The sequence below is a fragment of the Nocardioides sp. GXQ0305 genome (genome assembly GCF_050880345.1).
GTDB lineage: Bacteria > Actinomycetota > Actinomycetes > Propionibacteriales > Nocardioidaceae > Nocardioides.
In genome coordinates this window covers 391,370-404,082 of the sequence record NZ_JBNYXG010000002.1, presented here as the reverse complement: position 1 = coordinate 404,082, position 12,713 = coordinate 391,370, and the positions used below count along the sequence as shown (strand labels likewise).

Here is a 12,713-nt window from a genome sequence, read left to right as displayed (position 1 = left end):
CGTCTAGCGATGAGGGTGGATGACCGCCACTGGCGGAGCCATGAGCAGCTTACGGTTCAAACAGCGACGCCATTCGGTGCCTGATTAGTCGCGATTTCCTGAGCGAGATCGGCAACCTGTGCCTGTAGCGAGGCTACCGAGAGCCCGAGGTCCAGGGCATGCCGGCGGATCAGTACATCAGCGTTTCGGACCACCACCTCGTCAGTCTCGGCTTCTCCTTGGGCATAGACGATGTGACCTACCTTTAGTCGGGTTGCCGTGCAGTAGGCGAGCAACTGGTACACGTCGGCGTTGGGGTAACCGGCCGGCTTCTCGACCTTGTACTTCGCGTCGACGACCGCCTGCACTCTCCCGTCAGCCCCGTACCGGACAAGATCAGGCCTCATTTGGATGAGACCTGCTTGGTCGAGCCGGTATCGCTGGTCCTGCGGGACGCAGCGTCCTCCACATGGCACGAGGGCTTGGCTGAGTGCCGTCGTCACGAACTCCTCGAAAACGGTGTTCATGTTCACTAGGAAGCCTGTGGCACGGACACCGGCGTCGAGCACGTCGACAGATCGGCTCCGCAGCACCATTCGGGCGAGTGTGAGCGCTGGTTGATAGTGCGCGTTGAGCCTGGTGAACGGAGTAGCTGGCACCGCTTGGCCCGGTACCAGACGTCGCACGTCCACCATGCGCCCCAGCAGGTGGCGAAGGCGTCGGGTCAGGCCGCTTCCCAGCCCCGGTACACGCAGCAAGCGTTCGACCGCAGCACGGACGATTTGGTTCTCGGCGATGTCCACGTCGTACTCGTCGAATCGCACCTCCAACGGAACCGGTAGCCCCGCCCGGCGGCGCAGTTGGTCCGATTCTCGGAGTCGTCCGCGCATGACCATTTGGTGAGACTCCTCGGTCCGGTAGCCCTGAAGCAACCCCCGCTTGAGGGCGTCCTCTGCGCGCCGGAGGAACACTTGCGCCATCGCGGGCCAAAGGTCCGGTTGGTCGTCGAGCGCCACGGGGTCGTCGCGCCACGCTCGCGGGTCTTGTGCATAACCGAGCAGATACATCAGGCGGGCGATCGTGATCCGCGGCCTCACGCGTACCTCAACGTCTGCGGCTCGCAGGACACCGACCCATGGACCAGCACTCACGGTCCACCTTCCGGCTGTGAGGCTAGGCGCCACCGTGACTGCGCGTGTCGCTGAGAGCGCACGAGCCTGCTCGACAGACAGGTCGCGTACTTCGGCCGTCTCCCAGGCCGCTACCTCAACTGTGGTCACGGCTGATCTGACATGTCGGAGCCACCGCTGTGGACAGTGCCTGCTTCGACCGAATCCACCTCGGGGCCATCGGCTATTGGAGTGAGTCGGCTGCGCAGAGTTGTGAGCCCGAACTCCGCGGTGATGTCACGTCCTTCCCCGAAGTAGTGCTCGGCCAACAACGGCAGAATCGCGGTTTGCCAGATCCGGTCCAGGCCGCCCGGTTCCGCAATCCGCTTGGACATCAAGTACGACGGACCAATTGCGAAGTCGGGGTCACCGATCGATGTGTTCAACTCTGTCAGCAGCGCCGCCGCCTCTGCGGGAAGAGCATGGCGGCTCAGCCATCGTCCCAACAGTCCTGCAACTGGCGGCGCGGTTGGGAACAGCCCCTGGAAGTAGAACCTCCGACGCATGGCGGCATCCACCAGCGCGATCGATCGATCGGCGGTGTTCATGGTGCCGATGATGTACAGATTGCGCGGAAGGGAGAACGCCTCGTCGGAGTATTGAAGAGCTACGGACGTACCCCGGTACTCCAGCAGGAAGTAGAGCTCCCCGAACACCTTGGCCAGGTTCGCGCGATTGATCTCGTCGATGATGAGCACGTAGGGCGAAGCGGGGTTCTCCGCGGCGCGGGCCGCCATCCTGCGCAGCGGCCCATGGACCAGGTCGAACGCGACACTACCGGAGCCGTCCTGTTGAAGCCGCGGACGAAGTCCCTCGAAGAAGTCCTCGTATGCATATGAGGGGTGGAATTGAACGACCTCATACTCGCCTCCGGCCGTCTCGACCAGTGCCTTGCACAATTCCTGCGCGAGGTAGGTCTTTCCTGTGCCCGGCGGCCCATAGAGCACGATCTGGCGCTTGTCATTCAACAGATCCACAGTCTCCCGGAGCCAGGGCAGCGGCATCATGAGCTTGTCCGCCAACCCTTGGTCGGGCTCGGGAACCACTGCGTCGGGGAGCGGAATCCCCGGCAGACCGATCTCGATTCCTGCCAGCGCAGCGAAGTCGGCGAGGTGTGCGGAGAGATCGCTGAGCGTGAGCTGTCCACGCAAGCCATCCGCGGCGTCGGAGGGTAGGTCGGACCTGAGGAACGGGTTCTCGACGTTCTTCCACGAGACTGCCCGTTGCCGCGTGACTAGCTTCTCGCCCGTGTAGGTCGGCTCTCCGGCGACCTCGCCGACGTAGACACGCGGACCATCGACGGTTACGACCAGGTCGCCGACGTTCATCTCGTTGAGAAACCGGTTGAGGATGCCCACGGACAAGCCCTGACTCACGGCTGTTGCATCCGGCAGGTATTGCTTGACCAGCTTGGCGATCTCCGACCGCGCTGTTTTCGGGGCAATCTCTGGCAGTTCCGCCCACTGGATGGAGCAATACCCTTCCTTGAACCAGCGCCCCAGCACACTGGTTCCGCTGACGTTCGCCCCGCGGACCAACCAGGCGCCCTGAGCACGTTCTTGGCTGAATGCTTCTAGGCGTGCGGCGTCGGCGTCCTCCGCCTCTTCGATAGCGTCGAACTCGGCGACCGGTTGTTCGGCCTTCCACGCCTGATAGCCCTTGATTGCCTCCTGCTCGAACTCGACCGGATTGGTATACGTCGAGAGCGCTTCCCGGCCCGCGTCGGTGAGCCACCAAGTGCCCTGTTGTTTCACCAGCCAGCCGGCCTTGACCGACGTGATCGTCGAGAAGCGCTGCATCTTGGGGTAGCGACGCACGCCCGGTTGATTGGGGTAGTCCTCGTTCTCGAATGGTGTCGGAGGGCACAACGTCTCGGCCCGCTGTAGGACTTCCTGCACCTGCAGCCCTTGAGGCTCGTTGGCTAGAACTTGGAAGATGGCACGTTGGATCTCACCTATACGGCGGCGCGTCACTTGGGACACGGGATCTCCTTCGGCTTCGGTCGGTCATCTCGCCTGAAGCGAATCTGTTGAGAATGATCCGACAGTTCCCGACACCCTGCACGAGATGATCGCCGAGGACCATCCAAGATTGACGCGCTGTTTGCCGCCGCGAGGGCAGACCGGCAGGTAGCTCTTATGAGTGGGCCGCTACTTGCGATGCTTGTCAGGCTTGTTGCAGCGGTGACAACTTGCGAGGGCGATCACCTCACCACTCGGGCCCTTGTGCTTGTTCACAATGGTCTCGCCGGACTCGCTGCGGTCGGCCTCGTGCACCAGCGTCTCGTTGGCGCGGACATATGTCTTGAAGATTGAGTCGGCATGCCGATCATCGTCCCGGGTCCACCACAGTCCGGTCTCAGGATCCTCGACGTAGACGCGGCTCGTACCGAGGTGCCGGCACTGTGAGGCGCGGGGGAATGGCATCTCCGGGCGGGCCCTGCGCGTCTTCCGGGCATCGCTCGGCGGCAGCACCGGCATCAGTGCGGCGCTGATGCCCGCCATCGCGAGCAGCGCTTCGGCGATCTCGTCCGTCACTGCTCGGATCCGTGACGGACGTACGATTCGAGCGACTCGATCGTGGCCGGCCGACCGATGTCGTGAGATGAGTTCGGAGGTGGAGATATCGACGGGCCCGACGGCCAACAACAGGCGTGCCGAATCGGCGACGCGCCGAGCAACCGTGCGCGAGTCCAGCACCAACCGATCAACAACTTGCAGGTCGGTGTCCAGGATGCCGGCTACAACGGTCAACCGGACCCGATCATCGACGGTCAGTTCGCGGGAAACGCTTGGGTGAACCAGCAGAGTTGCACGGTGCCGTTGCTCCGACTTGGGGGGTGGCGACACCGTCATGGCTTGCAGCCGCTCCAGCGCGCTGAGAAGCCCTAGCGCGGAGTCATGCCACTCCGTCTCCAGGTGTGCACGTTCCACACGAGAACGATCCGTGGAGAGCCGAAGGGTGAGTACTGCCGAAGCCGCCGCCCGCGAAGCCGACACTCCACTCGTGGTGAGGAATTCACCCGGGGGCGTAAACACGGACGCCAGCCCAAGCCTTCGTACGAGAAGTGGCTCGTGAGGGAAGCCCCAGTGCTTCTCAAAGTCGAAGTCCACATCGGGGGAGAGAGAGGCCGCCATGCGGGGGGTGGCTAGCAGCCCGGTCCAGGCAGCTTCATGCAACTCTTCGGGAAGAAGCAAAGGAGTGTGCGTTTCACGAGCGCTCCACAGGTCTTGCAGGGCGGCCGATCCGTCCTCAGGGGCCTGGATCTCACAGTCTCCATGTCGGAGCCAAGCGCCCTTGGCAGACGGGGGAAGGTTGAGCGCTGTCGCCGCCCCTGCGGGGGGCGAGTCGGCGGCAATCAGTTCGTGCGGCGTCTCGACCAGTCGGCGCAGGCTCAGACTGGTCAATGGCTATTCCCTGATGAGGTATTGCGCGGGGATGGGAAGTCGGAGCAGATCGACCAGCGGCATTTCGTTGACGGCTTCTGCGATGCGGGATCGCACGAGGGCCTCGTACTCAGATGTCGCGCCCAGGGACGCAGCCGGCGCCGGATGTGCGGACGCGCTCTGGTTTGGGTCTGGCTGGACCAAGGATGACTGCGCCTGAGGGGCGCTCAGGCGTGAGGAGTCCACGACCTCAACTCTGGGGATGCCATGGGAGTCCGCCCACTCGAAGGCGTAGCGGGTGACGTGCTGCCGGTAATACTTCCCCCACTTTCGAGCGAGTCCCTGATGGCTTCGCAGCACCGACTTGAACGACTCGATCGGGCTTGGTGAGGTCAGCGAGTCTGCCAAGGCCCTCGTCGTCTCAGTGTCGGACAAGGCTGCCGTGAACGTCCTCATCCAGTCGACCACTTTGCTCGCGGGGATCGGGTTCAGTGGCACGGTCGAACTGGAAGGGGTGTCGACGATGTCTTCACCTAGGCGACCCTTGGCTCGGTCCCAATGCCGCGCCTCAGTGCGGCTGGAGGTGAGAGTTCGCCAGACCTCGGGCAGCAGATACCTAGAGGCATCGAAGGTCGCGGGTTGAGGCTGCCCGCTCTCGCCGGACGGGAGGGCGACGAGAATGTCGCTCGCGCCAGGGGGCCGGGAGGCTTCCACGAAGCCGTCTGCGGCGGCGGCCTGGAGGAAGGCCTTGAACGATTCGAAGCCCAGGTCGTGAAGGTCAAATGCTGGGTCTGCTTGACGGACGCGAGCCGAGACTCCGGCCGCGTACGTCTTCGCACCCCGAACGCTCATCTCTTCAACAGTGGAGCGAAGCATGCCGAAGGCAAGATGCCGGGCAGATGCGACGGCCGGCTGGGGAGGTACCCCAGCCGGCCGCGTAGCTAGTGCGGCAACTGAGGCTGCGGAGTCATCCCCCCGAGGGTGGGCAGCTTCCTGAGGAATCGGTTCGTCCTCGGCTACTTCCTCAGTGCCTTGGACGTGCTGTGACTCGGGTTTGGACATCTCGCAGCCTCTCGCGCCGGTTCCGGGCCGTAGTCACGACCCGCGCGAGAAACGATCAGCGTGCTCCTGTCCGCCAATGTGGGCCTCATCGGGCCTCAAGCCTGTCAACGACCTCTGCTGACGAAGTGATCGACGTACTTTTTCGGACAGAAACGGGTGGCCTCCGCAGATTCGATTGGTTGTCGAAACTGAATTGGACCTCTGTTCCTCTAGGTAGAGACTACGGGATCCGGCCCCTTCGTCAAGTCGAACCGGGCGTCGTGGGGGCGGATGACGACTGCCTGCCCGAGGGCGACTAGGTCGTCTTTGGGAACTTGACGCCTGTGTTCGCGTGGCAACGATACCCATTTACGTGCTTTGCCAAGTACTGCTGGTGGACGTCCTCGGCGTAGAAGTACGGCGTCTCGCTGGCCGGCCGGACCTCGGTCGTGATCGCCCCGAGACCGCGCCGGGCGAGCTCGTCGCCGTAGATCTTGGTCAGCTCCCGGGCCGTCTGCTCCTGCTCCGGGGTGGTCCAGTAGATGGCCGACCGGTACTGGGTGCCGACGTCGTTGCCCTGGCGCATCCCCTGGGTCGGGTCGTGGACCTCGAAGAACCGCTTCACCAGGTCGGCGTACGGGACCACGGACGGGTCGAACACGACCCGGATCGCCTCGGTGTGGCCGGTGCGCCCGCTGCACACCTCCTCGTACGTCGGGTTCGGGGTGTGGCCGCCGGCGTACCCGACCGACGTCGACCAGACGCCGGGCAGCTGCCAGTAGATCTCCTCGGCCCCCCAGAAGCAGCCGAGCCCGAACACCGCCACCTCGTGACCCTCGGGCACCTCGTCGGTGACGACCGGGGTGTGCAGCACGACGTGCTCGCCCAGCGACCACGGCCGCTCCCCGCGTCCCGCCAGCGCCTGCTCGGCGTCCACCATCTCGGTCTTCCTGCCCAGGCCGAACATCTCTGCTCCTCGTCTCGGAGGGGTCGGTGTGCCTCCAGCATGTCCAACACCGGAGCCCCGCCCAACCTTCCCGGTCCCACCTGCCCCGGGAGTGTGCAGGTTTCCCCGCTCACGCCAACCTGGCGGGCGAGTCCGTCGCCTGGCGGAGGAAACTACCTCCGCCAACCGTCGGTTTCCCCGCTCAGGCGGGGAAACCGACGCGCCCCCCATCCCCTCACCGACGCGTGCGGGACGAGAGCCCCACGACCTCTGGGGCGAGGTGTCGGCGCCCGGTCCGCACCCACGCCGGCGGCAATTCTGGGACCGCCCCTCGCACCGACGCGCGTGGGAGCGGGAGTATCGCCTCGTGCGCGAACAGACCGACCGCCTGCGGCTCCCGCTCGACGTCGACACCACGGCCACTCCGACCCGGCCGGTCGAGGCCGGCCCGAACGCTCCGAACGTGGTCGTCGTGCTCCTGGACGACATGGGTTTCGGGGCGTCGTCGCCGTACGGCGGCCCCTGCGAGATGCCGACCGCCCAGCGCCTGGCCGACGACGGCCTGCGCTACAGCCGCTTCCACGTGACCCCGCTGTGCTCGCCGACCCGGCAGGCGCTGATGACCGGCCGCAACCACCACTCGGTGGGCATGGGGGTCACCAGCGAGATGGCGACACCACTGCCCGGCTACCACGGCTACCGTCCGGCCAGTGCCGCGACGATCGCCCAGATCCTGAGCGGCAACGGCTACTGCACGGCGGCGATCGGCAAGTGGCACCAGACGCCGCCGGTCGAGGTGACGCCGTCCGGGCCGTTCCCGCGCTGGCCGATGGGGGAGGGGTTCGACTTCTTCTACGGGTTCATGGGCGCGGAGATGAACCACTGGTACCCCCAGCTCTACCGCGGGCGCTACGCCTTCGAGCCCGACCGGCTGCCCGAGGACGGCTACCACCTCTCGGAGGACCTGGTCGACCAGGCCATCTCCTGGGTGGAGAACCAGCAAGCGATCACCCCGACCCGGCCGTTCTTCACCTACGTGGCCCTCGGCGCCACTCACGCGCCGTTCCACGTCGCGCCGGAGTGGCGGGAGAAGTACGCCGGCCGCTTCGACGCCGGCTGGGACGTGCAGCGGGAGCAGACCCTGGCCCGACAGAAGGAGCTGGGCATCGTGCCGGACTCGACCGAGCTGGCGCCGTGGGCCGAGGGCGTCCCGCGGTGGGAGGAGCTCGACGAGACCGAGAAGCTCGTCGCCAGCCGGTTCATGGAGACCTACGCCGGGTTCGCCGAGCACGCCGACGCCCAGATCGGTCGGCTCGTCGACGCGCTGGAGGAGATGGAGGTGCTCGACGACACCCTGTTCTTCTACCTGCTCGGTGACAACGGCGCGTCGGGCGAGGGTGGCCCACGGGGGACCTTCCGCGAGCACCTGGTGGGACACGGCGTCCAGGACGACACGGCCGACATGGCGGCCCGGCTGGAGACGCTGGGCGACCCCACCACCTACGCGATCTACCCGGCCGGGTGGGCGCTGGCCATGAACACGCCGTACCCGTGGACCAAGCAGGTCACCCATCTCGGGGGCACCCGCGACGGCATGATCGTGCGCTGGGGCAACGGCATCCAGGCACGGGGGGAGATCCGTCACCAGTGGCACCACGTGATCGACGTCCTCCCCACGATCCTCGAGGCGGCGGGCCTGCCCCACCCCGAGAGCGTCGGCGGCGTCGACCAGCAGCCGATCGAGGGCACCAGCCTGCACTACACCTTCGACGCCCCCGACGCGCCCGACCGGCACGTCACGCAGTACTTCGAGATGGTGGGCAACCGCGGCATCTACCACGACGGCTGGACGGCGGTGACCAGGCACGGCATCCCGTGGGAGATGGTCGACACCCGCGACCGACCCTTCGAGGACGACCGCTGGGAGCTCTACGACCACTCCGAGGACTGGAGCCAGGCCCGTGACCTCGCCGAGCGGCACCCCGAGAAGCTGGCCGAGCTGCGCGAGCTGTTCGTGCGCGAGGCCGAGAAGCACCACGTGTTCCCTCTCGACGACCGGGTCACCGAGCGGGAGAACGCCGACCTCGCCGGCCGGCTCGACCTGCACCTGGGACGCAGCACGCTGTCCTTCGGTCCACGTGTGGGCCGGCTGACCGAGGATGCCGCCCCCAACCTGAAGAACCGCTCGCACGTGATCACCGCAGACCTGGAGGTCATCACCGGCACCTCCGGTGTGGTGGTCGCGCAGGGCGGTCGCTTCGGGGGGTGGTCCCTGTACGCCGTGGACGGTGTCGCGCACTACGCCTACAACCACGTCGGCCGCGACCTCACCGTCGTCCGGGGCGACCGGGTGATCGGCCCCGGACGGCACGACCTCACCGTGCGGTTCGACTACGACGGTGGACCCCCGGGCTCGGGTGCCGACGTACGGCTGGAGGTCGACGGTGAGGAGGTGGGCCGCGGCCGGGTGCCGGTCACCACGGCGTACTACTTCTCCTTCGACGAGACGTTCAACATCGGCGTCGACCCCGGAACGCCGGTGGTCGACGACTACCTGCCGGTGCGCAACCGCTTCCAGGGCCTGATCCACCGGGTGCGCTTCGACCTGGACCACGTGGCCGACCCCGGGGAGCTGAGGGACCGCGTGCGGGGTCCGATGGTCCACCAGTGAGTGGCTGCTGCTCGCCCTCCCGCGACGGGTCGACCGGCCCCGGCGGCGTGGCCGGAGACGACGACAGCCGCGGGCCGGAGGTCACCGGGCTGGTGCAGGTGAGGGGCGGCTACTCGCGCGTGGGCGACGACGACCGGGTCTACCCCGAGGAGTGGCCGGAGCGCGAGGTGCTGCTCGATCCCTTCCGCGTCGCCACCACCGCGACCACCACCGCCGAGTTCGCTGCCTTCGTGGAGGCGACAGGGCACCGCACCGACGCCGAGGTCCTCGGGTCGTCGTTCGTGTTCGCGGGGTTCCTGCCCGACGACTTCGAACCCACCCGGGGCGTGGCGGCCGCTCCGTGGTGGCGGGAGGTGCCCGGTGCCGACTGGGCTCACCCGGAGGGGCCGCAGTCGGACGTCAGTGGTCGCCCCGACCACCCCGTCGTCCACGTGTCGCGGCGCGACGCCACGGCCTACGCCCGTTGGTGCGGTGGCCGACTGCCCACCGAGGTGGAGTGGGAGGTCGCCGCGCGGGGTGGCCTGAAGGGCAGCCCTTTCCCGTGGGGTGATGAGCTCGAGCCCGGGGGCGAGCACCGCATGAACGTGTGGCAGGGGTCCTTCCCGGTGGAGGACACCGGCGCGGACGGGTACCGCGGCACCTGCCCCGTCGACGCGTTCGCCCCCAACGGGTTCGGACTGCACAACACCACCGGCAACGTCTGGGAGTGGTGTTCGGGCCCCTGGGCCGAGGGCCATCCCGATGGCGTCAGCAGGGGCGGCTCCTACCTGTGCCACGCCTCCTACTGCCGGCGTTACCGGGTCACCGGACGCCAGCTGCTCTCTCCCGACTCCAGCGCGGGCAACCTCGGCTTCCGAGTCGCCGTCGGCAGGTGAGCAGGGCTGGCGGGGCCGGCGAGCACGGGCCCTGCCTGGCGGAGTGTCGACACCCGTCAGGGTGATCTGGCGGACGTGTCCAGCAGCGCGCTGAGTAGGGTCTGAGGGGTGAGCCAGGAGCATGCCGACAAGGCCGGCTTCGAGACCCGCGCGATCCACGCGGGCTACGAGCCGGACCCCACGACCGGTGCGGTGATCCCGCCGATCTTCGCGACGTCGACGTACAAGCAGGACGGCGTGGGCGGGCTGCGCGGCGGCTACGAGTACAGCCGCTCCGCCAACCCCACCCGGACCGCGCTCGAGGGCGCGCTCGCCGCCGTCGAGGAGGGGGAGCGGGGCTTCGCCTTCGCCTCCGGCCTCGCCGCCGAGGACACCCTGCTCCGCGCCGTCTGCCGTCCGGGCGACCACGTGGTGATCCCCGACGACGCGTACGGCGGCACGCACCGGCTGTTCGACAAGGTCGAGCAGGCCTGGGGCCTGGCCCACAGCCCCGCGCCGGTCTCCGACGTCGACGCCGTCCGGTCGGCGATCCGGCCTGGGCAGACCAGGCTGGTGTGGATCGAGACGCCCACCAACCCGCTGCTCAACGTCGGCGACATCGAGGCCCTCGCCGCCGTCGCCCACGAGGCCGGCGCGCTGCTCGTCGTCGACAACACCTTCGCCTCGCCGTACCTGCAGACGCCGCTGGCGCTCGGGGCCGACGTGGCGCTGCACTCCACGACCAAGTACGTCGGTGGCCACTCCGACGTGGTCGGCGGCGCCCTGGTGGTGCGCGACCTCGAGCTGGCCGAGCAGGTGGGCTACCACCAGAACGCGATGGGAGCCGTGCCCGGCCCCTTCGACGCCTTCCTGACCCACCGGGGCCTGAAGACCCTGGGCGTCCGCATGGACCGCCACTGCGACAACGCCGAGGCGGTCGTCGAGTTCCTGTCCGGCCACGAGGCGGTCACCCAGGTGATCTACCCCGGCCTGCCCGAGCACCCGGGCCACGCCGTGGCCGCCCGCCAGATGAGGCGGTTCGGCGGGATGGTGTCCTTCCGGGTGGCCGGCGGCGAGGAGCAGGCGCTGCGGCTGTGCGACCGGACGCGGGTCTTCATCCTCGGGGAGTCGCTGGGCGGCGTCGAGAGCCTGGTCGAGCACCCCGGCCGGATGACCCACGCCAGCGTCGCCGGCACCGACCTCGAGGTGCCCGCCGACCTGGTGCGGCTCAGCGTCGGCATCGAGACCGCCGCCGACCTGGTCGCCGACCTGCAGCAGGCGCTCGGTGACTGACCAGGCCGTCGTCTGCGTGGACTTCGGCTCGACCTTCACCAAGGCCTCCCTCGTCGACCTGGCCGCCGGCCGGATCGTGGCCTCCGCGGACCACCCGACCACCATCGGCACCGACGTCCTCGACGGGTACGCCGCCTGCCTCGACGCCCTCGCGGCGCAGGACGGCCGGGCAGCGACGGCCGACGTGCTGGCCTGCTCGAGCGCGGGCGGCGGGCTGCGCATCGCCGTCGTCGGCAACGAGGAGCTGGTCACCGCCGAGGCCGGCCGCCGGGTCGCACTGTCCAGCGGCGGCAAGGTCGTCGCGGTCCACGCCGTCGCGTCGCGCGTGCCCGAGCGTGCGCTGGAGCGCGTGTTGGGGCACACGCGGCCGGACGTCGTGCTGCTGACCGGCGGGACCGACGGCGGCAACAGCGCGTCGCTGGTCGAGGGTGCCCGGGCGCTGGTCGACGCCGGATGGGGCGGGCCGGTCGTCGTCGCCGGCAGCTCGGACGGGCAGGGCGAGGTACGGGCGCTGTTCGACCCCGCCGGGACGCCGTACGTCCTGACCGACAACGTGGTGCCCCGGATCGGGGTGCTGGCGCCCGACGGGGCGCGCGCGGCGATCCGCGAGATGTTCCTGGAGCACGTGATCGGCGGGAAGCACCTCAGCGCGAGCGACGACTTCCGGCGGATGGTCCGCGGCGCCACCCCCGACGTGGTCCTGGCCGGGGTCGAGCTGCTGGCACGCGGCCTGGACGAGGCCCGGCCGGGGGCGGGCGACGTGGCCGTCGTCGACGTCGGCGGCGCCACCACCGACGTCCACTCCGTGGTCGCGATCGACCCCGAGGATGCTGGCCTCTCCCGCGAGGTCGTCGCCGTCACCCCGGTCACCCGCACCGTCGAGGGCGACCTCGGCATGCGCTGGTCGGCGCCGACGACCGTCGAGGCGACCGGTCTCGACGAGCTCGCCGCCTACGCCGCCACACTGCCGGACCGCCCGGGCCACCTCCCGGCCGACGACCACGAGGCCGACGCCGACGAGCGGATCGCCACGGCAGCGGTCGGGCTCGCGCTGCGCCGTCATGCCGGGCGGGCCAAGGTCGTGGTGTCGCCGGAGGGGCGGGTGGTCGAGCGCACCGGCAAGGACCTGCGCGAGGTGGAGCTCCTCGTGGGCTCGGGCGGTGTGCTGCGCCACGGCCGCGAGGGGGTGGCCGACCGGGTGCTCGCCGGCAGCCTGGGCGACGACGTCGAGGGGGGCTGGCAGCTCCCGCGGGCACCGCGCGTGGTCGTCGACACCGAGTACGCGCTGTGCGCGATCGGCCTGCTCGCAGCCGGCCACCCCGACGCGGCCCACCGGTTGGCCCGGCGGCTCGCCGAGGCTGAGTAGCCTGTCGG

Annotated in this window: 9 protein-coding genes; 4 read left to right on the top strand and 5 right to left on the bottom strand. The window is 68.5% G+C overall.

The window, feature by feature from the left end:
- Nucleotides 1-56: 56 nt before the first annotated feature.
- From ACQ1X7_RS06750 to msrA, 5 genes are all read right to left on the bottom strand, one after another.
- Complete coding sequence (locus ACQ1X7_RS06750) at nucleotides 57-1,130, bottom strand: McrC family protein (protein ID WP_432477751.1); 1,074 nt, start codon at nucleotides 1,128-1,130, stop codon at nucleotides 57-59.
- A gap of 125 nt (nucleotides 1,131-1,255) precedes the next feature.
- Complete coding sequence (locus ACQ1X7_RS06745) at nucleotides 1,256-3,130, bottom strand: AAA family ATPase (RefSeq protein ID WP_432477401.1); 1,875 nt, start codon at nucleotides 3,128-3,130, stop codon at nucleotides 1,256-1,258.
- Between the two features lie 168 nt (nucleotides 3,131-3,298).
- Nucleotides 3,299-4,081 (bottom strand): hypothetical protein, encoded by a 783-nt coding sequence (locus ACQ1X7_RS06740; RefSeq protein ID WP_432477400.1) that lies wholly within the window; start codon nucleotides 4,079-4,081, stop codon nucleotides 3,299-3,301.
- Between the two features lie 477 nt (nucleotides 4,082-4,558).
- A complete protein-coding gene (locus ACQ1X7_RS06735) occupies nucleotides 4,559-5,410 on the bottom strand; it encodes a UPF0158 family protein (protein WP_432477399.1) in 852 nt (283 codons plus the stop codon).
- A 481-nt stretch (nucleotides 5,411-5,891) separates the two neighbouring features.
- On the bottom strand, nucleotides 5,892-6,542 hold the full coding sequence (gene msrA, locus ACQ1X7_RS06730) for a peptide-methionine (S)-S-oxide reductase MsrA (protein WP_432477398.1): 651 nt from the start codon (nucleotides 6,540-6,542) through the stop codon (nucleotides 5,892-5,894).
- 346 nt (nucleotides 6,543-6,888) lie between these two features.
- Between msrA and ACQ1X7_RS06725 the strand changes: the two genes are divergently transcribed.
- The 4 genes from ACQ1X7_RS06725 (at nucleotide 6,889) to ACQ1X7_RS06710 (ending at nucleotide 12,705) form a co-directional block, all read left to right on the top strand.
- Entirely contained in the window at nucleotides 6,889-9,192 is a 2,304-nt protein-coding gene (locus ACQ1X7_RS06725; RefSeq protein ID WP_432477397.1) for an arylsulfatase, read from the top strand.
- A gap of 47 nt (nucleotides 9,193-9,239) precedes the next feature.
- The gene (locus ACQ1X7_RS06720; protein ID WP_432477396.1) at nucleotides 9,240-10,067 is read left to right on the top strand and encodes an SUMF1/EgtB/PvdO family nonheme iron enzyme; all 828 of its coding nucleotides are present in this window, start codon (nucleotides 9,240-9,242) and stop codon (nucleotides 10,065-10,067) included.
- Nucleotides 10,068-10,175: 108 nt separating this feature from the next.
- Complete coding sequence (locus tag ACQ1X7_RS06715; protein WP_432477395.1) at nucleotides 10,176-11,339, top strand: cystathionine gamma-synthase; 1,164 nt, start codon at nucleotides 10,176-10,178, stop codon at nucleotides 11,337-11,339.
- Complete coding sequence (locus ACQ1X7_RS06710; RefSeq protein WP_432477394.1) at nucleotides 11,332-12,705, top strand: glutamate mutase L; 1,374 nt, start codon at nucleotides 11,332-11,334, stop codon at nucleotides 12,703-12,705. Before ACQ1X7_RS06715 ends, ACQ1X7_RS06710 begins: the two co-directional genes overlap by 8 nt.
- Nucleotides 12,706-12,713 lie beyond the last annotated feature (8 nt).

Excerpts from the sequence above, each read along its gene's own strand:
- msrA (WP_432477398.1), bottom strand. The coding sequence starts at position 6,542 with ATGTTCGGCCTGGGCAGGAAGACCGAGATGGTGGACGCCGAGCAGGCG.
- ACQ1X7_RS06735 (WP_432477399.1), bottom strand. The coding sequence starts at position 5,410 with ATGCTTCGCTCCACTGTTGAAGAGATGAGCGTTCGGGGTGCGAAGACG.